16 protein-coding genes are annotated in these 23,669 nt (G+C 44.5%); 14 read left to right on the top strand and 2 right to left on the bottom strand.

The features are described from left to right. Nucleotides 1-130 precede the first annotated feature (130 nt). From NYE54_RS23250 to NYE54_RS23195, 12 genes are all read left to right on the top strand, one after another. Entirely contained in the window at nucleotides 131-2,191 is a 2,061-nt protein-coding gene (locus tag NYE54_RS23250) for an alpha-galactosidase (protein ID WP_339266503.1), read from the top strand. A gap of 20 nt (nucleotides 2,192-2,211) precedes the next feature. Then, entirely contained in the window at nucleotides 2,212-4,821 is a 2,610-nt protein-coding gene (locus tag NYE54_RS23245; protein WP_339266501.1) for a carbohydrate-binding protein, read from the top strand. A gap of 143 nt (nucleotides 4,822-4,964) precedes the next feature. Next, the gene (locus NYE54_RS23240; protein WP_339266499.1) at nucleotides 4,965-7,295 is read left to right on the top strand and encodes a glycoside hydrolase family 95 protein; all 2,331 of its coding nucleotides are present in this window, start codon (nucleotides 4,965-4,967) and stop codon (nucleotides 7,293-7,295) included. A gap of 704 nt (nucleotides 7,296-7,999) precedes the next feature. After that, the gene (locus tag NYE54_RS23235; protein ID WP_339266497.1) at nucleotides 8,000-9,877 is read left to right on the top strand and encodes a TIR domain-containing protein; all 1,878 of its coding nucleotides are present in this window, start codon (nucleotides 8,000-8,002) and stop codon (nucleotides 9,875-9,877) included. Between the two features lie 22 nt (nucleotides 9,878-9,899). Then, complete coding sequence (locus tag NYE54_RS23230; RefSeq protein WP_339266495.1) at nucleotides 9,900-10,277, top strand: TIR domain-containing protein; 378 nt, start codon at nucleotides 9,900-9,902, stop codon at nucleotides 10,275-10,277. Between the two features lie 363 nt (nucleotides 10,278-10,640). Further along, nucleotides 10,641-11,228: a hypothetical protein gene (locus tag NYE54_RS23225; protein WP_339266493.1), complete on the top strand. Its 588-nt coding sequence runs from the start codon at nucleotides 10,641-10,643 to the stop codon at nucleotides 11,226-11,228. Nucleotides 11,229-11,327: 99 nt separating this feature from the next. Next, complete coding sequence (locus NYE54_RS23220) at nucleotides 11,328-12,785, top strand: SIR2 family protein (protein ID WP_339266491.1); 1,458 nt, start codon at nucleotides 11,328-11,330, stop codon at nucleotides 12,783-12,785. Nucleotides 12,786-12,816: 31 nt separating this feature from the next. Beyond that, nucleotides 12,817-13,491: a TIR domain-containing protein gene (locus NYE54_RS23215; protein WP_339266489.1), complete on the top strand. Its 675-nt coding sequence runs from the start codon at nucleotides 12,817-12,819 to the stop codon at nucleotides 13,489-13,491. 42 nt (nucleotides 13,492-13,533) lie between these two features. Beyond that, nucleotides 13,534-14,664, top strand: coding sequence for a toll/interleukin-1 receptor domain-containing protein (locus NYE54_RS23210; protein WP_339266487.1), 1,131 nt, complete (start codon nucleotides 13,534-13,536; stop codon nucleotides 14,662-14,664). Beyond that, the gene (locus tag NYE54_RS23205; RefSeq protein WP_339266485.1) at nucleotides 14,624-15,625 is read left to right on the top strand and encodes a toll/interleukin-1 receptor domain-containing protein; all 1,002 of its coding nucleotides are present in this window, start codon (nucleotides 14,624-14,626) and stop codon (nucleotides 15,623-15,625) included. Before NYE54_RS23210 ends, NYE54_RS23205 begins: the two co-directional genes overlap by 41 nt. A 466-nt stretch (nucleotides 15,626-16,091) precedes the next feature. Continuing rightward, nucleotides 16,092-17,507 carry a hypothetical protein gene (locus tag NYE54_RS23200; protein ID WP_339266483.1) on the top strand — a complete coding sequence of 472 codons (1,416 nt, stop codon included), beginning with the start codon at nucleotides 16,092-16,094 and terminating at the stop codon, nucleotides 17,505-17,507. An 11-nt stretch (nucleotides 17,508-17,518) separates the two neighbouring features. Then, nucleotides 17,519-18,061, top strand: a complete 543-nt coding sequence (locus tag NYE54_RS23195; RefSeq protein WP_339266482.1) for a TIR domain-containing protein — start codon at nucleotides 17,519-17,521, stop codon at nucleotides 18,059-18,061. 93 nt (nucleotides 18,062-18,154) lie between these two features. Here NYE54_RS23195 and NYE54_RS23190 read toward each other — a convergent pair whose 3' ends face one another. Further along, nucleotides 18,155-19,048, bottom strand: a complete 894-nt coding sequence (locus NYE54_RS23190; protein ID WP_251497519.1) for a carbohydrate ABC transporter permease — start codon at nucleotides 19,046-19,048, stop codon at nucleotides 18,155-18,157. 19 nt (nucleotides 19,049-19,067) lie between these two features. Beyond that, on the bottom strand, nucleotides 19,068-20,045 hold the full coding sequence (locus NYE54_RS23185) for an ABC transporter permease subunit (protein ID WP_339266479.1): 978 nt from the start codon (nucleotides 20,043-20,045) through the stop codon (nucleotides 19,068-19,070). Between the two features lie 173 nt (nucleotides 20,046-20,218). Between NYE54_RS23185 and NYE54_RS23180 the strand changes: the two genes are divergently transcribed. After that, nucleotides 20,219-21,760, top strand: coding sequence for a response regulator (locus tag NYE54_RS23180; RefSeq protein ID WP_339266477.1), 1,542 nt, complete (start codon nucleotides 20,219-20,221; stop codon nucleotides 21,758-21,760). Beyond that, nucleotides 21,738-23,573, top strand: a complete 1,836-nt coding sequence (locus tag NYE54_RS23175; RefSeq protein ID WP_339266475.1) for a sensor histidine kinase — start codon at nucleotides 21,738-21,740, stop codon at nucleotides 23,571-23,573. The genes NYE54_RS23180 and NYE54_RS23175 overlap by 23 nt, the downstream gene beginning before the upstream one ends. Nucleotides 23,574-23,669: the final 96 nt, after the last annotated feature.

The raw sequence follows: 23,669 nt of genomic DNA, 5'->3' as shown, positions 1-23,669 counted from the left end.
ATGGATCGGAAGATCGTTGTATAGAAAGCGCTTTACCCGCGTCTCTATAATGATAGCAAGCTGTAAAAGGCTCTAAAAGTTGAACGGCCTGAATGCAGCACAGATGCACGCAGAAGGAGGCAATCCACAGATGTTAGGAAGCAGCGATACGGCGGTGAACGTGGGGGTGAATGCCGAAACTCACATTCGCTTGGCGAATGGCATGGTGGCCATTGAGGTGGATTTGGAAAAAGGCGATTACGCCTACGCAGGCAGCAGGGGATTCGCTCTGCAAGAAGTACGAAGCGGCTTTCGTTGGCAGGGCCGGGAATACCATACGGGAAATTACGACCGCCATTATATGATAGGGCAGCCGGAGAAGATCCAAGATCGGTTCGGAACAGGAATCCATGCCGTGATTAAGCATGAATCCGATCTGCTCCCAGGACTGGAACAGCATTTTTACGTCTATGAAGGAACTTCATCTTTCATCACGCGGGTCGTCATTGTCGACCAAGAGGAATTAAAGGTAAACCGCATCGCGGTGGTGAAAACCGATAGCGTATCCAGCGGGAGCGAGACGGTTCCGGGAGAAGCGCTGCATGTGCTGCGCGTGCCGTATGACAATGACAAATGGGTGCGCTATCTGACGGAGACGGCCCCTCTGGAGACGGAAAGTTACGAAGTGACGGCCTTGTTCCAGCCGGATAGCCGCAATGGATTGATCCTGGGATCGATCAGTCATGACGTATGGAAAACAGGCATTCGCGTCAAAGGGGAAACTGCAGGCAAGCTGGATGAAGTGGAACTGTACGCTGGCGCGGCCGACACCATGACCCGAGATTCCCAGCCGCATGGCTACGTAAGAGGAACGCGCGTCGAATCTCCGCTGGTTATGGTAGGGGATTACGACGATTACCGGGCAGGACTCGAAGCGTATGGGGAAGCGAATACGAAGGTAGCGCCTGCTCTGAGCTGGGACGGCGGCGTCCCGATCGGTTGGAACAGTTGGTCGGCCGCCATGAGCACGCTGGATTACGACCTCTATGTGGCGACGAGCGATTTTCTGAAGCGGGAGGTTCAGCCGCAGGGCTTTCATAACGAGGATACCCTGTACATTAATTTCGATGCGTTCTGGGATCGCCTGACGCCTGCCGAGATGGAGGATGCCTTGAAAAGGGTCCGCGAGAACGGGCACAAACCCGGTACATACTGGACGCCGTTTGCTTTCTGGGGAAGTCCGGCTGGGTTCGGGAACCCCGTGGAGGGCACCGATGGGAAGTATACCTATGGCGATATCCTGCTTCGCGACCAGGATGGCGAGATTTTGCCGGATGTTGACGGCGGTCTTGCGATTGATCCTACGCATCCCGGAAACCTGGCGCGAATCGATTGGTTCACGGATAAATTCATCTCCGAGGGATTTGAGTATATCAAACTGGACTTCATGGCTCACGGGGCTCTGGAGGGCAAGCATCATAACCCTGATATTACGACGGGGATCGCTGCATACAATTACGGCCTGTCGTATTTGACGGATAAACTCTCCCCGGAGCGGATCGGCAGACCGTTCTTCATCAACCTGTCGATTGCCCCGCTGTTCCCTTATTCCTATGCGCACAGCCGCAGAATTTCCTGCGATGTGTTCGGAACGATCAAGGATACGGAATATTTGCTGAACTCGCTGACGCACGGGTGGTGGATGAACGATACGCTGTACCGCTTTAACGATCCGGACCATGCCGTGATCTATAAAAGCTTCTACCAGGATTCGACGACCCGTCATGAAGGGCGAAGCCGTCTGACCGCGTCCGTGATCTCGGGAACGGTGCTGCTGCTGGGCGATGACTTCCGGCATGAGGAAGCGGCATGGCGCGCCAAGACCTGGCTGGGAAATGAGGCAATCACTGAGATTGCCCGATTGGGTAGAACCTTTGTGCCCGTAGAGGGGAATCTCGGGAAACAGGCTGCGGATACGTTTGTACTGACACATCCAAGCGAACCGGGAACAACGTATATTGCCGTATTTAACTTTGACGGGGCCGAGTCCGTACAGAAGACGGTTACCTTGAAACGCTGCGGCCTAGAGGCGCACGCTACCTACACGGTCCTGGATGTGTGGGAAGGAACGGCGGGTCAATCGGAAGGCACACTTACGGTCGAGCTGGCGCCAGCCGAATCGAAAATCCTAAAATTAAGCCGAAATCAATGAATAGAAGGAGGAGAGGTTCAGTGAGTATTTATCCGTTCAAATTCTTCCAAAAGTCATTCATGCTATTCTTATCGATGCTGTTAGCGGGGGCTATGCTAGGCAGCTCCTTTGCTTCGGCAGAACCGCAGCAGCCGAGTCAAACGGCCGGAGGCATCCTTTCCTACGAGGCAGAGGCTTCTCAGAACTCGTTTACCGGCAATGCAGGTGCAGTCGATTGCGGCTTCTGTTCGGGCGGGCAAAAAGCCGGCAATCTGTACGGCGGTTCCACCCTGACGTTTAACGGGATTCAGGCCGATAAGGCCGGTATATACAATATGAACATGTTCTACATCTCCGGGGATTCCCGCGCAGCTTCGATCTCCGTGAACGGAGCGGAAAAGGAGAACTTCAGTTTTCCGAAAACAGCAGATTGGAACACGATCGGCACCTATCAGATTCAAATTTACTTGAATCAGGGCAGCAACACAATTTTGTTCGATGACGCAGGCGGATACTCGCCCGATTTTGACAAAATTGAGCTGACCTTTGATTCAGCCGGCGATGACGGATCAGGCTCAGATGGAAGCATTGGCGATTTGGGCAAGCAAAAGAAAGCCACCAGTTATGGCTCGATCACCCTAACCGAGTATGCCAACGGCTTCAAAGTATCCAATCCGACGTATGAGCTGTTGTACAACACCTCGACCGGATTGTCCCAATACAATTGGAACGGCCAAGCGGTTGCCACGGGGTTATACAGCGAGATCCAGCTCGACCGGATGGTTGCAAGCAAAGATTATAAACATCATAAATTTTATAAAAATCAGGTGGTCCCATTCCAGGATGCCACCGGCAAGGGCATCAAGGTGACGGTCGTGAATGAGGATGGGGGAATGCCATCGCTCAGCCAAATCTATTATGTCTACGAAGACGGGCCGTATCTGCTTACGGAAACAGTCGCTACCCATCATTCCGCAATATCTACGGGGAACATAGCACCCATCACGATGGAAGCAAGAGGCGGCATCGACATCGGCAGTTATGACGATAACCGGGTCCTCGTCGTTCCTTTCGACAATGATGCTTGGTCCAGATACCAGGCGAAGTCGATGAATACCGGCCTCAACAATGGTCTGTATGTCAGTTCGGAGCTGACGGCCATCTATGACAATACGAGCCGGAACGGCCTCGTCATCGGATCGGTGACGCATGACACGTGGAAGACCGGCATCTATTGGAGCGGATCGAATGACAAATTGAACAAACTGCGCGTATATGGCGGATTTACGTCATCCACCTCCACGTGGGACACGATCCCGCATGGAAAGGTAACGGGCAAGCAGATTGCTTCGCCGAAAATCATGGTCGGCTTTTTCGAGGATTACCGGACCGGGCTGGAGGCGTTTGGTCAGGTGAATGCAGCGATCCAGCCTCCGTTAGCCTTTGGCGAAGACATTCCTGAAGGCGTTCCGGTCGGCTGGAACAGCTGGGGAGCTTATGCCAGCGATTTAAGCTTTGACAAGGCAGTCTCGGTCTCCAATTATTTTAAAGACCATATTCAGAACCATTCCTTCAACAATGAAGGCGATATCTACATCAATCTCGATTCCTATTGGGATAACATGACGGATCAGCAGCTGACGGATCTGGTTCAGCTCATTCATAGCAATGGACAGAAGGCCGGCATCTATTATTCGCCGTTCGTGTACTGGGGCAACAATATGGAGCAGGAAGTCGAAGGGACGAACGGCAAATATAAATACGGCGATATCGTGCTGCGCGATGGGGACGGCAACGTGCTGCCGACGCTGGACGGCGCTTATGCCGTGGATCCGACGCATCCGGGCGTGAAGCAGCGGATCGATTATTACATGAATAAGTTCAAGAGCAAGGGCTTTGAATATATCAAAATCGATTTTCTGAGCCATGGGGCAATGGAAGGCAAGCATTATGACCCTAGCGTTCAAACCGGCATCCAGGCCTATAACCAAGGGATGGCTTACGTGAATGAAGTGCTGGACGGCTCCATGTTCATCAGCGCTTCCATCGCGCCGCTGTTCCCTAGCCAATATGCGCACAGCCGCCGCATCTCCTGCGATATCGACGGCAGCATCGGCAGCACGGAATACCAGCTGAACAATCTGACGTACGGCTGGTGGCAGAACGGAACGATCTACCATTATACCGATCCGGACTATATGCACTTAACCAAAGGCGGATCGATGGAAGGCGCGCAGTCTCGCGTCAATGCGGCCGCGATCTCCGGCACGGTCTTCCTGAATTCGGATGACGTAACGGATGCGACGGCACGGCAGTACATGGAAACGCTGCTGACCAACCCGGAAGTGAACGGGCTAGCGATGAAGGGCAAGGCGTTCCGGCCGGTAGAAGGCAACACGGGCACGCAGGCAGCGAACGTATTCGTGCTGGACGATCAGGGAACCCACTATGTAGCCGTGTTTAACTATACGCACAATGCGGCACAGCACACCGTGGATCTCGTTCGTGTCGGTATCGCTTCGGAAGGGGCGGCGTCATATACGGTGACGGATGTATGGAGCGGTCAATCTCAGACGGTGTCTGGCTCTTCGCTGAATGTGACGCTTAAAGCGGCTGAATCCAAGATTTATAAAATCGTCCCTAATCCATAACAAGAAGTCATAGATTAATTATGTACATCTGCAAGTTCATCGCGGTTCTCGGCTCTATCCGGGAATCGCGATTTCTTGCTTTTTGCTGAAAGGGATAGCGCTTGTATCCATACTGGAAAATCAATTGAAGAGGAGAAAACAACATGACAGATATGAAGCTTTGGTATACGAACCCGGCCCAGGGCTGGTCGCAAGGGCTGCCGATCGGCAATGGCCGAATGGGGAATGTGGTGGTATCCACCCCTGACAGAGAGATATGGCATATCACCGAAACCACCTATTGGTCCGGCCAGCCGGAGCCAGCTCAAGGGCGATGCAACAGCAAAGCGGATTTGGAGCGGATGCGGCAGCATTTCTTCCAGGGCGATTATCGCGAAGGCGATCGGCTGGCCAAGAAGCACTTGGAGCCGGAAAAATTGAATTTTGGCACCAATCTGGGACTATGCCAAGTCTTTCTGGAGTTTGACCATAACGTGAAGCCATCCGAGGGCGGGAGACAAAATGCAGCAGCTGAACTGTTGTTCCATCGGGAACTGGATCTACAGGAGGCAATGGCGCGTTCTTTTTGCGAGATCGATGAAGCGGAGATGACGCGAGAGGTATTTGCTTCCCACCCCGATCAGGTCATCGTTTCGCGGATCCGCCGCAGCATTGGCTCGTTAGGCGTGTCATTCCGCATTTCGATTCGAGGCGAGAACGGTCCTTTTCATGCTGTCGTAACCGAAAAGAACACGATCGAATTCCAGGGACAGGCGTTGGAAGGCATACATAGCAATGGGGAGTGCGGGACGTCCTGCCAAGGCCAGCTGCGCGTCGTAACGGAAGGCGGGCAGGTGAGTTTCACGGATGACACCATAAGCGTATCCGGGGCGGATGAAGCGGCGATTTATTTTGCGGTGAATACGGATTATCGTGAAGAAGGTGAGAGCTGGCGGGAGAAAAGCGCGTTGCAGCTAGAACAGGCTCTGCTGCTAGGGTATGACGAGCTGAAAGCCAAGCATCTGGCGGATTATCACCTGCTGTATGCCCGCGTACGATTAGATCTGGGAAGCTCCGAGCATGCCAGTCTGCCTACGGACGAGCGGATCGGCAGGTTTAAGTTGGGCAAGCGGGATGATCCGGCGTTGTTTGCGTTGTTTTATCAATACGGCCGGTACTTGACGATTAGCGGGTCACGACAAGACTCCATCCTGCCCATGCATTTGCAAGGCATATGGAATGACGGCGAAGCCAACAAGATGGCCTGGAGCTGCGATTATCACCTGGATGTGAACACCCAGATGAACTATTTTCCGACGGAGGCCGCGAACCTGAGCGAGAGCCATGAGCCGCTCATGCGGTATATCCAGCAGCTATCGGTGGCCGGTCGCTCGGCGGCACGCCATTACTACGATGCCGACGGCTGGGTGGCCCATGTATTCTCCAATGCCTGGGGATTTGCGTCACCGGGGTGGGGAACCTCCTGGGGGCTGAATGTGACGGGCGGACTGTGGATCGCGACGCATATGATGGAGCACTACGCGTACAACCGCGATCGGGCTTTTCTGGAGGAACTGGCATATCCTATCCTGAAGGAGGCCGCAGCCTTTTTCATGGATTACATGACGGTACATCCGAAGTATGGCTGGCTGGTGACAGGTCCGTCGAATTCGCCGGAAAACAGCTTTTATACAAGCAAACCGGAGGATGGGCATCAGCAGCTGTCCATGGGCCCGACCATGGATCAGGTCCTGGTTCGGGATCTGCTGACGTTCTGCGTGAACGCAGCACAGACCTTGGGCGTGGATGAGGAGCTTCAGCAGAAATGGCAGACGGCGCTGGACCAATTGCCTCCGCTGATGATCGGCAAGAAGGGGCAACTGCAGGAATGGCTGGAGGACTATGAGGAGGCGCAGCCGGAGCATCGCCATTTGTCTCATCTGTTTGCCCTGTATCCCGGCAGCCAAATCACCCCGCATCATACGCCGGAACTCGCTGCGGCAGCCCGAGTGACATTGGAGAATCGGAACAGCCGAGCCGACCTGGAAGACATTGAATTTACCGCAGCGCTGTTCGGACTCTTTTATGCCCGATTGCATGACGGAGACCAAGCCGTCCAGCATATTGCTCACCTGATCGGGGAGCTGTGTTTCGACAATATGCTCACCTACTCCAAACCCGGCGTAGCCGGAGCCGAGGCCAACATCTTTGTCATCGACGGCAACTTCGGCGGCACCGCCGCCATTGCGGAAATGCTGCTGCAGAGCCACGAGGGCGAGATTCATCTTCTGCCTGCACTGCCGACGATGTGGCCGACGGGCAGCGTGACAGGGCTGAAGGCAAAAGGGAATATTGAGGTGGATATGAGCTGGGCAGATGGGAAGTTGGTTGAGGCGAGGGTGAAGGGGAATGAGGATAAGAGTGTGCGGGTGTTTTATGGGGGGAGGGAGATGGAGGTGGGACTTGAGAAAGGGATGTTGTGGGAAGTCCCATAGGGTTTATTAAATAATTCAGGGTTAGATGATAAAGCATGTAAATAGGGCTCTCCCCTGTCATTTGTTTGGGTTTGAAGCGCTCTGATTTTCTATGAGTAATAAATAAATGGACAGGTGATTTTCAAAGCCTAAAGATGGTTCCAATATCTGAAGCTATTGGTCTAGTAGACTTTTTGAAGATGAAAAGTTTGCTGAAGGAGATGACTTCGTATTCCATTCGAATGCCTCTAGTGGTATTCCACCTGGCAAGCGGCTTTCGATTTGTCCGAACGGTTCATATAGGACATTTGTGCTATTGTTCAGGTATCTACAGCTGTTTTTAATAAATATCATTGTAGAGGTCGCGCAGCCGGATGATTGGTCGATATTGACATTAATGCTTTAACCTTTACAAGGGTAAATCTCAATGAAATCGAAAAGAAATAAAGCAACTCTTGGATGGACTGGTTCAGAAGAGTGGTCATTGGGATAGTTTTGTTTTTGAGAACTGTAGCAGATTAATTGTTGAAAGGTAAAGCTATCAAAACGATACAATTAGAGATTGGGTACATAAAAGTTGTCGTAAAACCTTAATAGTTAATAAGATCTATTTATGCATTTCACATTTATGGTATAATATACCTAGTGTTTTAGTTCTTTAGATTAGGTTTTTTGTGTCTGCTACAGCTCTGATATTGATACTATTCCAAACTAGAGGTGTTTTTATGCGAGTTTATATTGCAGATCCAGGAGTTACAATAGGAAAAGATGATCAAGCTCATAGATTCTATGAATTCTGTTTGCATGAATTAAACAGGCATGCTGAGACTAGAATAATTCAAAACGAGATGAATTTACATCAATCTATGGGTCAGCCTACAGAAAGAGATGTCGTCATTTTTTTTAATCGAGCTGATAATAACTACTCTGAATTATTTGATAAATTTCTCAGCGAAGGAGTGCATTCAGGAGTAGAATTCTATCCCATTTCGATATCACCTGCACATCGAGTTCCTCCGAGATGTATACCCGATCCGCAAAGTTATGATGTTAAGGATGCTATTGAAAGAAGGAATCTAACTAATTCACAGTTAGAGACAATTGCTATAGCTGTAGCTAGAGATGCTGTTTCTATTTTACAGCCCACATTAACAAGAAGGAACATGTCTTTGTTTCTAAGTCATCGTAGATCCGATGGCGAGGCAGTTGCAGGTGGATTTTATGATGCTTTATGTTTAAGAGCCCAAAATCGGTTTCGCGATTTAAGTGATATTCATGTTGGAGAGAAAGCACAAGATGTGATTGAAAACAATCTTCGTAAGAGTGATGCTGTGATTTTTTTAGATACCCCCCAAAGTGGTGAATCTTCTTGGATTGAAACGGAAATAAAAATGGCATTATCAATGAATTTGCCTATAGTATGGGTAAAACTAGGAGAAGAGACTGGACGTGTAAAACTTAGAATAAAGCCTGCAGAATCCCCTCATTTTTGGATCAAATCTGTAGATTTGAGCTTGAGGGAAGTGGATCAAAATTTGGTTGATTCTGTAATACATAAGGCGTTTGAAATTTCGCGGGAGTGTTCAATGAGTGTTTTTGGTCATTTGCAAAGAATGAGAGAATTAGACAGGGATGGTAAAATATCACTGGAATTAATAAACGAGCAATCTTATATGTATGAGGTAAAGATACCTAGAAATGGATTTCGTTATATTCAACGCCCAATGACACATCTCATTAGCTTCTACGGAAGAATACCAAGAGATGATGATAGAGCTACCTTTAACCATTCGATTATTGAACAAGGATATTCAAAACATCCAAGATTAGGACACGTCTATGATGCTGCTATATTGCTTGCCCCAATGGCTCCACAGAATAATCAGGATTTAATAGAAGATCCTCATTTTATTGATTCTTGTGATGAATACATATCGAGTTTAGAGGTTTACTCTAGGGGGAAATTATTATCATCAAATCAGAGAAAGGGTGTGATTATATCAGGGGCATTTCCAGACTGCGAACCTGAATACCAGCAAGCGTTATGGAATGCGCTTTATGCTTTTATCCAAGCTATACTAGATAGGAATGGGAACGTAATTTTTGGAGCTCATCCAACATTCCAACAAGTTATATTTGATATTGCTAAGCTGCGACGTCCTAATGACTTTGTACAAGCAGTTCATATGTTTATCTCAAGATACTTTGTTACTGAGGCAACTATTGATGAAGCGTCCTCTCATGCATTTGTTATAGGCACTGATAATGTAGAGAATGATCGTGGAAAGAGTTTAACAGCAATGAGAAAAGCAATGATTAATCATGAAAAAGCAGCATGTATGATAGTATTAGGTGGAAAAACCCTAAGGCCTGGCTTATCACCAGGTATTGATGAAGAAATTGAGTTGGCTAAAACTGCTGGTCTTCCAGTATTTCTTATAGGTTCTGTCGGAGGAAGATCTGCTGAAATTGCAGCAGAGTATGAGAACACTGCATGGCAAGGTAAACTCAATCATTTGTCCATAGAGTTTAACCAGGAACTCATGATTAGCCCGGACTATGCTTCATTAGCCAATAAAATACTAGATACGTTAGGAATCTAACTATATCTTTGGAGTGGCAGCAATGGGAAGAAAAATATTTGTATCATATAAATATTCAGATGATAATGTGTATCCACTAAGTGGATACTATAAGACAACAGCAAGGAGTTATGTAGATGAACTGCAAATTAAATTGGAGGAAGACAATATCTATAAAGATAAAGCTGATGGTGAGAATTTAAGCCACTTTAAAGATGAAACTATCTGGTCAAAACTGAAGGAGAAAATATACGATAGTAGTATCATTATTGGTTTAATTTCACCAAACATGAAAGAGATTTTTATGAGAGAAGAAGACCAGTGGATTCCCTGGGAGATTTCTTATTCAACTCAAAGAACAAATAAGGAATGGCAGAATGAGTTCATCAAATGCTGTCTTGGCCATAGTTCTTCCGGATAAGCAAAATAGCTACAGTTATTTTCTCGAAGATAATGCATGTCCTTGTAGGATATACAAAACAAACACGTTATTTAAAATTCTTAGAGAAAATATGTTCAATATAAAGTCACCGACCTTTAACGGATGCCGTAATTATAGTGTTGGTAATCCAATATATACTGGAGAGTTTTCATATATTCGTTCGGTTAAATGGATTGATTTCATTCAAAACATTGAAAAGCATATTCAAATATCAATAAACATTAAAGATAATATTAAAGAATACAATATATGTAAAATGGTTTAATGGAAAATGATTTTTAAAGGATTAAATTTGGTTGTGTTTTCAGTAACATTAATTAAATGTTCAAGCAGGTGAAATTGGTGGCTTTATTTAACAAGAGGGATCTTATAGCCAGAGCAGATTCAGAATTATTAAAGAGTTATTCAACAAAAAGTGCTTCAACAATACTAGAAAGCGCAGCACTACAATTTGAAAAGTACTATGACATTTTTCTTTCACATAGTTTTTCAGATGCTAAGATAGTATTGGGCTTGAAAAAAGAAATCGAGGACATGGGCTTTTCTATATATGTTGATTGGATTGAAGATAAGCAGCTAAATCGTTCAAATGTTTCAAAGAAAACAGCAGAAGTACTTCGTAATCGAATGTTGAATTGCAAATCTTTATTTTTTGCAACTTCAGACAACTCTTCAGATTCCATTTGGATGCCCTGGGAATTAGGCTATTTTGACGGCATTAAGGGGAAGGTTGCAATTCTCCCAATAACTGATCAAAGTCATAATGGGAATAGCTACTCAGGACAAGAGTATCTTGGTTTATATAGCTATGTAACTAAAGACTACACTAAGGGAGGGAAACTACAACTATGGATACAAGATTCTCACGATGTATACATTAACTTTCCTTCATGGCTTGAAGGTAATAAACCTATCAAACGACAGGATTAATCTACAATGTAGAAGAGGGGATTTCTAATACTACCACCTAGGCATAGCTAACAGAGACTTCTTGTTTAGCTATGTCTATTAATTTGGAGGCAAAAATAAATGGCGACTGATAAAGAAGTCCTGATACGAGAATATGTTAAAGCTCTTCATGAAGAAAATACAGCTATTTTTGCAGGAGCCGGCTTGTCTGCTGCATCGGGGTTTGTTAATTGGAAAGGTCTCTTAAAAGAGGCAGCAGAAGAACTTCAACTTGATATTAATAAAGAAACCGACCTGATTTCATTGGCACAGTACTTCTTTAATAAAAACGGCAGGCAAAGACTTTCACAATTAGTTCTTGATAATTTTTCAGCGCAGGCGCAGATAAACGATAATCACAGAATTTTAGCGCAGCTACCTATTGATACTTATTGGACAACAAATTACGATCGACTAATTGAGAGGTCATTAACTGAGGCAGGCAAGAATCCAGACATTAAAATAAAACCTAATGATTTTGCTCTTCTAAGGCCAAAAAGAGATGCGATCGTTTACAAGATGCATGGAGATATAGAAAGAGCCGATGAAACAGTCTTGATAAAGGATGAATACGAAATGTATCATGAAAAAAATCAGCTGTTTTCAATTGGTCTTAAGGGCGATTTGATCTCAAAGACCTTTTTATTTATAGGCTATAGCTTTGAAGATCCAGATTTAGAATATATTTTAAGTCGAATACGAGTATTGATGGGACAGGACGGAAGGAACCACTATTGTTTTTTCAAGAAGGTTAATCGAAATGATTACAACTATCTTCCCCAAGAAGAAGGTGATGAGAAGTTTAGATATGATTCAATTAAGCAGGAACTAAAATGCGTAGATTTAGAAAGGTATCACATTAAACCAGTTTTAGTTGAAAAGTATGAAGAGATTACTGAAATCTTAAGAACTATTTTACAACGTTTTTGTCGGTCCAAAATTCTCATATCGGGAAGTGCTGCTGGTTATAGTGAGTTTGTTAGCAATGAGAAAGATGCACAAATGTTCATTCATACTCTAAGTCGAGAAATAGTAAAGAACAGTTTTAAAATCGCTTCTGGATTTGGTTTGGGTGTAGGGAGTGCTGTTATTAACGGGGCGTTGGATTACGTATATTCTACAAATAAAAGAAATATCAACGATTACTTAATACTTAGGCCTTTTCCGCAATACGCAACTAATGGTGAAGATTTACAAGATTTGTGGGATAAGTACAGACATGATTTTTTATCAGAAGTTGGTTGCGCGGTGTTCATATTCGGAAATAAAGATGTAAAGGGACAATTAGTAGATGCAGATGGTGTTAGAAAAGAGTTTAATATTGCTGTTGCTCAGGGGATTAAGGTCATTCCAGTTGGCGCCACTGGTTATATGAGCAAGATTCTTTGGGGTGAGGTAATTGCAAACTTTGATACATATTATAGTGATTTCCCGGAGCTTAAACCTGATTTTGAATTCATTGGAGATGCAAAGAATGATCATCAGGAAATAATAAAAATAATAATTAAAATTATCAGTGCTTTGCGAAATAGCAGATGAAGAGTTTATTTATAATAAGGAGTGATTTAAAGTGGGAAAAAAGATTTTCATTTCCTATAAATATTCTGATAGCAGTGTTTATCCGCTTAATAACAATTATTTCACTACTGTAAGACATTACGTAGACGAGTTTCAAAGTAAACTCAAAGAAGAAGATCACATTAATAAAGGGGAGGCTGACGGTGAGGACCTAAGTGATTTTAAAGATGATAGCATCTGGACAAAGCTAAAGGATAAAATTTTTGATAGTAGTATTACCATTGTGTTTATTTCAAAAAATATGAAGTCTGTTTTTACTAGTGATTCAGATCAATGGATTCCTTGGGAGATATCCTACTCATTGCGGGAACTTACGAGAAATGGTAGAAAAAGTGGCTCTAATGCATTGCTAGCAGTTGTATTACCAGACCAAACTAATAGCTATGAATACTTCATTCAGAATAACTCATGCCCTTATTGTGAGTGTACGACACTGAAGACACATACCTTGTTTACAATCTTAAAGGAAAATATGTTCAACATCAAATCGCCAACTTTTAACGATTGTAGTAACCATAGCGAACCTAACAAGGTATATACTGGAGAATCATCTTACATAAGATCTGTTAAATGGATTGATTTTATTGATGATATCAATCGTTATCTGCAAATAGCATATGACATTAACGAAAATATTGATTCATATAACATTCGAAAAAGTGTTTAAGTCTATGATAATTTTTATAAACGTTAGTTTAGGGGATAAAGCATGCCTGGTGTAGCCCAAAGAAAATATGTTGGAGAAACAATGCGTATTAATAAAAAAACAACTCAAATATTGAGGCGTATATCTGATGTTTTGCCTTATAACTACAATGAGGATACACTGTTAGCGCTGTTTCAAGAATTGTACCCACATGAGTGGGAAAAATTGAATCAACGTTATCAACAATATAAAAAGAAAGACGAATTTTTGTCAAAGAACGGAAAGAAAATTAGGTACACGCCAGATTCACCGAGAGTGCATTTTCTTAATCTGCCTAAAGTCAAACACATGCTATCTAAAGGTATGATTGCTAAGCACAAAGCCAACTTTGATAAGCTGGGTTATCAAGAAAAGTTCGATAGTTTTAAGGCTAAGAGGCAAAACACTATTAAGAGTAGAAGTGACAAGATTGCTAAAGCAAATGAACTTATTCAAAAGGTTGAACCACTATATATTGATGCATTTATTGCTGCATATCATAAACGAGGCATAAGTATTGATGGCAAGATGGAAATATTTAAAGAACTTCAAAAATATAAATCAAGAAAAGTTCTAGAACTCTTTTATAAACTAAATGATAGTGAACGAAATAATCAGATAAGAAATATGGCTTTTAAACATCTGCAGGTGACAGGAAACTACGTGAAACTAAGAAAAAACTTTAAAGGTAAGAAGTACTTCATGACGGAGAAAACTCAGTTCTTCATGACCCCTATTGATTTATTAAAAAGAATTGAGAGTAATAATATTCAAAATAAAAAGGTATATGATGTATTTATTTCTCATAGCTATAAAGACACAGATATTATCAAGAAAATAATTAAAGCACTTAACAAACATTCTCTCAACATTTATTGTGACTGGACAAGCGATAATGACTTTCTTAAGAGAGAGCTAGTAAGTGACTATACGAAAGTTGTGTTGAAAAAACGTATAGCGCAATCCAATAATGTGGTTTTTGTTAAAACACAAAATTCGCTCGAATCTGATTGGGTTAACTTTGAATTGGATTATTCAAGGGATTTAGGAAAAAACATATTGTGTATCAATCTTACGGATGAAGAAGAAGTGCGATTTAAAGAGCTCGACTATAATGCTGAACATGAAAGCGTTCAATGGGTTCGGAGTGATTGACATTAAAATTTTTGAGTATGAAAAGGGCTTAGTTTGGGATGAAAATGATAATTTTATCATTCAAGGGTGGAATGAACTCAAAGAGAAAATAAAGAATACACATGCAGGAACTGGCATTATAGCGGCTGATTTTGATGAGTTGTTGCGATATGGCCAAAATCCCCTGATTTCACCACCAGAACGAAGAAGAACTCATTTTACAAAATTAGTTGAGAATGCTAATTTAGATGAGGATATTGAACTATTATCCGAAATTTTAGCGATTATTTTAATTAAACCATGGAGAACAAATATTCATGCTGGGTGGTTCATTTACTATTTAAGGACAGGAAAAGATCTTGAACTATTTGATGTCGATCGTGCTTGTAGAATTCTTAATGAATTATGGAATATTAATGAATATGCTACGAGAGTGCTCCTGTTTACACTGGATAATTTTATCTGGGGAGATACTAAGGTGAGTAAGTTGTTAGAAGAATCCAAATTACTTCGGAAAGAACTTAGACATATAGTAAATTCTACAAAAGTTTTTATCTCTTATTCAAGAATTGATAAAGATATTGTTTTCCAATTGTATGGAAAGCTTGATGAATATGGGGTAGAAGTATGGATGGATACAGAGGATATACTTCCTGGAGAAGAATGGAAAATAAAAATTCGGCAGAAACTTGAAGAGTCAGAATTTGTTATTGTATGTTTCTCTAAACAGTCCATGAAGAATACTACTGGTTATTTTCAAGAAGAATTACAGCTAATAAGAGAGCTAATGATTTCAAGGTGTCAAAGTCCTTTATTTTGCATCCCTATTGCGATAGATGAATTTGATAGGAAAATAACACCAAATGGATTTGATGAAAAACACATTATTGATTTGTATGAGAATATGGATACTTGTATAAGTAAGATAAGAGATACTATTGTTAAATACAGAAATTTAACTGATGTAGCTTTAGAAACCTAAGCCTAATACTTTATTTTCTTTAGACAAAAATTAAAGGATATGATTTATTCGACATCCGTTACATTGTAATAATATCTCCTAATATGAAATATAGTAACCGGATGACTGGGAATTCAAATATTCACTTAAGCAAATCAAACGAGGTGACAGAGCATCCGGAACCAATGTGTTTTGGAGTAGTATGAAGTATTGCGGAAATTATACTTGGCACAAACCAGTACATACTAATAACGATGGTAATAGTTCGACACTAACGAGTAATGATTTTTTCTATGGGATAATTAATATTATCGCTTTAATTAGGTAACTACAGACACCCTCATAGGTTTGTTAATAAGCGAAAAGGAGTTTCTAATAAATCCAACTAAATATATCGAAAATGCTTATGATAAAAGTAAGAAACTATGGAACTACAGTATATCAATAATTTGATGCCTTTAAATAATTTGATGAATGGAAGATGATAATGAACAAACCGAAGTATGATATTACTAGGTATTTGTGTGCGGCGGCAGAAATCGGACCAAGGTTTAGAACTAAGGTCTTTGAACAAATTATCGATAATACTATCCGATACGTTGCACCATCATATGGGGTTGATGTTCCACTTGTTGCCCGACACTGTATCAGAGGTCAAATCAGAGACTTTGTTGTTGAATCCTTGTTATCTATTGTGTTAATTTATGCGTTTTTTTCATCGTTAAAGTCCTATGGAATTGTAAGTGGAGTTTTTTACTTTGTACTCACTTTATTTACATATCCATGGTTATTTGCAATCATCTTAAGATGGTCTAATTTATATTTTGGTTATAAAATCGTTGCGCGTGACTTGAAGACATTCGACAAAAAAGATTATAAAAGCTCTATTATTGAAGCTCAATACGAAGACCGTATGAACGAATTGGAAAAACTCCAAGATGGTAATGTCGTATACTATAGTGGCTACAACCCATTCGTTGGTTCTGGATTTCGATTGGATGGATGGTCTTTTGTATGCAGTATAGAAAAACAAGAGGAGTTAGAATCTGAACCCCAAAATTTTTCTATATACGTACTGTATGATCTTATTGAGCGAAATATGAACTCTTTGAAAATACCCAATCTCTCTGTTGAGGATAAGCTCTTTGTAAATGGAAGAGAGATACGAGAGGATACTCGTTTCCTTCAGGATCCCTATCAATCCCCTATTTCAATTGTTGCAGATTCTTTAGTAGATGAATATAAAGAAAGGAATGAAGAAAATATTCGCTATTATCAGACTGTAAAAGTAGTGGGTTGGCAAGGGAATATTGTATTTTCTTCATTTTTTAGGGTCACTAAGAATGAGAAACATTTATTAGTTGAAGCAAATTATTATGCGTTACCGCCACTTGAATCTCAATATTATGAGATAGATCAGCTAAGTTCATCAATTTCATTAGGGCGAGTTATGAAAATGGGTGCTACTTCGATAATTCCGGCTATTTTACAGTTACCACTTTCACCATTTCGTGCGGTTAAATATGGGATGACATTTTTAGCGGGACGAAAAGATAACAGAAAAAATATAAAACAAGTAGATATAAATCAGAAATTTGATTATGGAGCTTACCAAAGTATTAGGGAAATGGCAGCGAGCAAAAATTTGCAATATTTCTTTCAAAAAAATGATTTGAATATGTATAAATTACAAATAGAACGTTGTTTTACTGATAGTATTGTTCAATATCTTAAGAGTACAGGAATTGATATCTCTGAATTTAACCAGCGTAAAGAGTCAATTATTAATCACGGGATTATGATAAATGGTGGAGAGATTAACGGAGATGTTGTATCAGTGGGAACTCTAAAGAATAAATTTATAAACCAAGTTAGGAGTGCATTCAAGAATAGTTCTGTCTAGAAGGAGGTTCTATGAACATAAATCATAATAAAGGGATAGTTATTTCCGGTGGGAAAGTCGAAGGAAATGTAACATTAATTGAAAAACTAAGTTACAATCAAGACTCTCTAACAGAGGGTAATAAAGTAATAGAATCTAGATACAATTATGATGTTGCTTTGTCTTTTGCTGGGGAAGATCGAAGCTATGTTGAGATTATCGCAAAGGAATTAAAGGTAAGAAAAATAAAAGTGTTTTATGATGAATTTGAACAAGTTTCTCTTTGGGGGAAAGATCTCTCGACATACCTGGATCAATTGTTTAGTTTTAAGGCGGCATTCTGTGTGATGTTTATTTCACAAGTCTATATAAACAAAGATTGGTGTAAATTAGAGCTCGAAAGTGCAATGGTTAGGCAGCAAAAGGATGGAGAATATATATTGCCTGTTTGTCTTGATCAGACTTCTATTCAGGGAATAACGGATCGATTTGGGTATTTGGAAGCAAAGAATTTTAGCCCTGTTCAATTAGCAGAAATTATAATACAAAAGTTAAGTGAGTTTACTCACGAATAATGCTTGTACACGTTTCGAAAAAGCAAAGTTTTTCTGGAAAAACGAGCCCTTACCCCTCCCGGGTAAGGGCTCTCTTCATTTCCTAACAAAATTTTAACTCTTTATAGCCCCCATCATAATCCCCTTCACAAAATACCTTTGCACAAAGGGATACACCATAATGATCGGCAGCGTGGCGACCATGGTCACCGCCATCCGGATGCTTTCACTGGAGACAGGGATCCGCTTGGAGCCCTGCGCCAGCTGCTGCGCATCGGACATCATGCCGGCGGTCTGGAACTGATTGAGGATTTTGACCAGGACGGCCTGCAGGGTCTTGAGCTCCGGCTTGTAGGTATACACATAGGAGTCATACCAGGAGTTCCAGTGGCCGATGGCCAGGAACAGGCCGATCGTGGCGAGCACCGGCACGCACAGCGGCATGATGATGCGGAAGAACGTCTGCAGGTCGTTTGCGCCGTCGATTTTGGAGGATTCCTCGATCTCGCCGGGGATCTGCTCCATGAAGGTGCGCACCAGAATCATCAGGAACACGCCGATCAGGCCGGGGAAGATATAGACCCAGAAGGAGTCGATCAGTCCCAGGGATTTGATGATCATATACGTCGGGATCAGCCCGCCGCCAAAATACATCGTGAACACAAAGAAGAAGGAGAAGTATTTCCATCCGAGCAGATTGCGCTTGCTGAGCGGATAGGCGAGCAGTGTGATGAAGAAGATGGATGCCGCCGTCCCGACGATGGTACGAAGCACGGTGATCTTAATGGCGCTCCAAATCTCCGGGTTCCGGAAGATGGTCAGGTAGCTCTCGATGGTTGGCACGCGCGGCCAGAAGTACAGGTTGCCCCGCATCGTATCGGTTGCATCGTTCAAGGAGATGACCAGGATGTTCCAGAACGGATAGAAGGTCACGAGAAAAATGCCGGTCAGGAACAGGTATAAAGAGGCATCGAAGATACGCTCGGGCACGGTTTTTTTGCTTAACATGGATGTACCTCCTTATGGTTTAGAATAGGGACTGCCCGTTCAACTTCTTCGCCGTATAGTTGACGATGACCACGATGATGAACGCCACCACGGAGCTGAACATGCCGACGGCTGCCGCATAGGAGAACATGCCATTCTGGATACCATAGCGGAACGAATAGGTGGACAGAACGTCGGAGTAATCCCGCGTCAGGTCATTGCCGAGCAGGAAGTGCTGGTCGAAGCCCGCGTTCAGGATGCCGCCAAGCGCCAGAATCAGCAAAATGACAATGGTTGGCTTCAGATGGGGCAGGGTGATGTACCGGATCTGCTTAAAACGGTTGGCGCCGTCGACCTTGGCCGCTTCATAGAGCTCCTGGTTGATCGACGAGATGGCTGCCAGATACATGATCGAGCTGTACCCCATATCCTTCCACGTATTGCCGAGTGCGACGATCCACCAGAAGTACTTGCCGTTCTGCAGGAATAAAACGCTTTCATCGGTAATATGGAGGAATTTCAAAATGCCGTTAATCGCGCCGTCCGAGGAGAGCAGGGTCACGATGATGTTGGCCGCGATAACCCAGGATATGAAATAGGGAAGATAGGAGGCGGTTTGCACCGTCTTTTTGAACTTCACGCTCTTGATCTCATTAATCGCGATGGCGATCAGGATCGGCATCGGGAAGGAGAAGAGCAGCGTGATCAGCGTGGAGGCCAGCGTATTTCGCATGACGATCCAGAAGTCGCCGTTGTTGAAGAAGTAACGGAACCATTCCAGGCCGACGAACTCGCTCGAAAACAGGGTCGACCAGAAGCCGCCGAGCGTCGGCTGGTAATTGACGAAGGACATGTATAGGCCAACCATGGGCGTATACGCAAACACAATGGCCCAGATCAGTCCGGGCAGCATCATCAGGAATAGATACTTCTGCTGCTTCAGCATGGCCCAGCGGCTTTTTCGATGAGGACTCAAGCTCAAGTCACTCCGCGTCTGTAAGGTTGTAGCAGGTTTCATATGGGGCACCTCGCATCTCAAGTTAACTCAAATTATAAGACTCCGAAAAAATGAGTGTCGATATGACAATGTAACGAAAGATGCTTGAAAATAACTTACATTGCCTGTTCCCATAGTTAAAATAACGAAATCGCTATAATATTAAGGGATAAGCCGACACAGGGGGTATGAGCATGTATAGCATTTTTCTCGTAGATGACGAAGAGCTGGAGCTAGAGATGATCCGAGATTATATTCGTTGGGAAGAGATGGGGATATATGTGGCCGGAACAGCCCTGAACGGCAGGGATGCCCTGGAGAAGATCGAGGTGATTCAGCCCGATATCGTACTGACGGACGTCCAGATGCCCGTCATGAACGGGCTTGATATGGCAAAACGGGTGAGTGAGTTATTCGACTGGATTCAGTTCGTCTTCCTGACCGGACACGATGAATTCAATTATGTGAAGTCGGCCTTAAACGTGGGTGCCGTCGGTTATTTATTGAAGCCGCTGGATCTGAGTGAAATTGTAAGCGTTATCGATAAAGTGAAACGGCGCTGCGAGGAAGTGCGGATGAAGAACCGCTCCATTCGCGTGACCAAATCCAATATTGTACGAGAGATGATGTTCGAGCAGAACGAGGAGCGATTCCTGAACCTCGCCGCCAGCTACCAGAAGCTGTCCCGCCACACGGAGCCGAGAACGTATACCCTTACGCTGCTTGGCCTCGATGTTCCACAAGCTGCGCAGCCGGGGTTGTCCCTCGAGGATGGTATGGCGCGCCTGCAGACGCATATGGAGGAGTGGCTTGCGGACAAGAAACTCGAGGCGGATCTGGTCATCTGCCGGGAAGGCGAGCTGGGCATCTTCATGGATGCCGCGAGCCATCTGAGCCGCTTTACGTGGGAGGATTTGCTGAAGCAGATGCAGAATGCGCTGGGCTTTACGATGACCGCGGCCGTGAACGAGGAGCCGGAAGAGCTGTCCCGCATCCAGGATTTATACCGGGAGACGCGGATGATGCTGGAGGAGATGTTTTACGTCGGGAACGGGAGAGTCATCTATGCCAAGGACGTGCTGCGGCAGCTGGAGAGCCGGCAAATTCCTCCTTTCCAAGAGCCGGCCTATTTCGAGAACATTCATCAGCTGGCGTCCGAGCAGGCCGCGCAGAAGCTGCGGGATTACTTCAACCGGCTGGTCATGCTGCGAATCCGAAAAACCGAAGTGTGCGACTTTGCCATCGGATTGGTGGAGCGTCTGCTGGAGGGGATTCACGAACCGATCACGGAGAGCCACAAGCGGGCGGAGCTTTACCATGCCATCTATCAGTGCCGAACCATGATTGAAATCGAAGCGATCATCATGGATTACGCCGCGCATGCGATTCGGACGCTGGAACACCGCTTCATGGACAAAAATGCCAGGCTGGTGCACCAGGTGCGCACGACGATCGACCAGACCTATCACCAGGCCATTACAATCAACAGCTTGTCCGATCAGGTGTATCTGTCTCCCAACTACCTGCGTTCCATCTTTAAGGAGAAAACCGGCATGACGATCCATGATTACCTAACGAGAATCCGGCTGAACAAAGCCAAGGAGCTGCTGGCCGACGATTCGCTCAAAGTGCAGGACATCGCCCAAAGGGTCGGTTATGAGAGCACATCCTACTTCATTTCCTTATTCTTAAAAAGCCAAGGAGTTACGCCGAATGAATACCGCAAAAACATCTAGCCCGTCCGGCCCGTGGAGCCGTCTGGCAGGGGCTTTCCCGTTCGCGCACTTACGCGCATACACCAATTGGCGGCTCCGGCACAAGTTCTTTTTCATCTTTCTGATCGTGATCATCCTTCCGTTCTCGCTGCTGATCTATTATTCGTATTCTTCGACCCGCAGCACGATTACGGAGCATACCTATACGGCTTTGGGCGGATCGCTGGCACAGATTAACACCAACGTGGAGAAACGGCTGGAGTACTACAATCAGCTGTCGAACATCCTTTACATGGATGCGCAGCTCCGCAATTATCTCTCTACCGATTATGAGCAGGCGTACTATTATCTGGATGCCTTCCAATACATCAACCGGACGCTGCCGTCCCTGATGACCCTGAATGCCAACATTCTGGGCATCACCATTTATACGGGGAACCATACCCTTTATTCGGACGGTCAATACGTCAAATATACGGAAGAGCTGCCTCGGGCGATGGAGGAGCAGGTGCTGGATGCCGCCGGCAATACGGTGTATTTCCATTCCGGGGATTTCAAGGCCCATGATGCGTATATTACCATTGCCCGTTCGTTAAGTTATTTCAGCCTGCAGCATCCGTACGGGATTTTGACCATGGACATTAACGCAAACGAATTCTATTCCCTGATCAAAATGGAAAACGACAACAAAAGCGTCTATATTATCGACGAGTCTGGCAGCGTGATCAGCACGGGGGATCAGAACCTCCAATCGAACCAGCTGTTCGACGTGTTCCCGATTCAGGAGCGGATGACCCAGGATGCAGGCTCATTCGATATTAAGATTAACGGGCAGGAGCGTTTTTTCACATATAAAAAGCTCAGCAACGGCTGGTCCACGGTCATCACCGTGCCCTACGACGAGCTGCTGGCCAATGCGAATCAGGCGACCAAGAACGTCATCTGGTTCTCCGTGCTGGCGATTGGCATGGCCATCCTGCTGCTCTATTTTACGACCAAGGTCATGACCAAGCGCATCGAGGTGCTGCTGCAGCAGATCCGGAAGGTGGAGCGCGGGGATTTCCGGCTGTCGATTAAGCCGATGGGGCATGACGAAATCGGCCAGGTGTCCTTTGCGTTCAATAAGATGGCCTCGACCATCCAATCCCTGATCCATGACGTGTACGTGAAGGAGATTGCAAGGAAGGAGTCGGAGCTGAATACGCTCCAGGCCCAGATCAACCCCCATTTTCTGTACAACACCTTGTCCTCCATCTCTTCTCTGGCGATCAAGGAAGGGGCTTTGCAGGTGTACCAGATGGTCAATTATTTGGCCAAGTATTACCGGGTGTCGCTGAATAAAGGGAAGCGCATCATTCTGCTGGAGCAGGAAATCAACCTGGTGAAGAATTATGTCGCGATTCAGAAGATTCGGTTCCGGGACAAGCTTCATATGCATTACGACCTGGATGAGCAGCTGTTCGGGAACACGACGATCAAGCTGATACTGCAGCCGTTCATCGAGAACTGCATCAATCATGCCATTGGGGACGAATCGGGAATCAACATTAACGTGAAGCTGAGGCAAGAGGGGGACGACATCTTGCTCCAGGTCATCGACGACGGCATCGGGATGAAGCCGGAACAGCTCGATCACGCGCTGAACAAATCGGATAATCTGTCGGGCTACGGCGTGAAGAATGTGGATGACCGGATCAAGCTGACCTACGGGGAAGAATATGGCGTCAGCATCTTCAGCCGGCTCGGCATCGGAACCGCGGTGACCATTCGGATACCTGTAATCTCCGATAGGCATCCTGCAAACGAACGGGACCCGCAGCAGGCGTTACCCTGAATGAAAGACATTTTGCATCATGGATTGTAAGATTGCGTTATAGATCAATGAACTCCCGATTTTTACAATGATAGATATATTCGAGCACATGAATAT

Origin of the sequence: Paenibacillus sp. FSL K6-1330 (genome assembly GCF_037976825.1) — a bacterium.
Lineage (GTDB): Bacteria > Bacillota > Bacilli > Paenibacillales > Paenibacillaceae > Paenibacillus_AQ.
The sequence above is the reverse complement of the archived record's forward strand: the minus strand, read 5'-3'. Positions and strand labels throughout refer to the sequence as shown.

Excerpts from the sequence above, each read along its gene's own strand:
- NYE54_RS23240 (WP_339266499.1), top strand. The coding sequence starts at position 4,965 with ATGACAGATATGAAGCTTTGGTATACGAACCCGGCCCAGGGCTGGTCG.
- NYE54_RS23190 (WP_251497519.1), bottom strand. The coding sequence starts at position 19,048 with ATGTTAAGCAAAAAAACCGTGCCCGAGCGTATCTTCGATGCCTCTTTA.
- NYE54_RS23230 (WP_339266495.1), top strand. The coding sequence starts at position 9,900 with ATGGGAAGAAAAATATTTGTATCATATAAATATTCAGATGATAATGTG.
- NYE54_RS23210 (WP_339266487.1), top strand. The coding sequence starts at position 13,534 with ATGCCTGGTGTAGCCCAAAGAAAATATGTTGGAGAAACAATGCGTATT.
- NYE54_RS23180 (WP_339266477.1), top strand. The coding sequence starts at position 20,219 with ATGTATAGCATTTTTCTCGTAGATGACGAAGAGCTGGAGCTAGAGATG.
- NYE54_RS23250 (WP_339266503.1), top strand. The coding sequence starts at position 131 with ATGTTAGGAAGCAGCGATACGGCGGTGAACGTGGGGGTGAATGCCGAA.
- NYE54_RS23195 (WP_339266482.1), top strand. The coding sequence starts at position 17,519 with ATGAACATAAATCATAATAAAGGGATAGTTATTTCCGGTGGGAAAGTC.
- NYE54_RS23185 (WP_339266479.1), bottom strand. The coding sequence starts at position 20,045 with ATGAAACCTGCTACAACCTTACAGACGCGGAGTGACTTGAGCTTGAGT.
- NYE54_RS23235 (WP_339266497.1), top strand. The coding sequence starts at position 8,000 with ATGCGAGTTTATATTGCAGATCCAGGAGTTACAATAGGAAAAGATGAT.
- NYE54_RS23220 (WP_339266491.1), top strand. The coding sequence starts at position 11,328 with ATGGCGACTGATAAAGAAGTCCTGATACGAGAATATGTTAAAGCTCTT.
- NYE54_RS23200 (WP_339266483.1), top strand. The coding sequence starts at position 16,092 with ATGAACAAACCGAAGTATGATATTACTAGGTATTTGTGTGCGGCGGCA.
- NYE54_RS23175 (WP_339266475.1), top strand. The coding sequence starts at position 21,738 with ATGAATACCGCAAAAACATCTAGCCCGTCCGGCCCGTGGAGCCGTCTG.
- NYE54_RS23205 (WP_339266485.1), top strand. The coding sequence starts at position 14,624 with ATGCTGAACATGAAAGCGTTCAATGGGTTCGGAGTGATTGACATTAAA.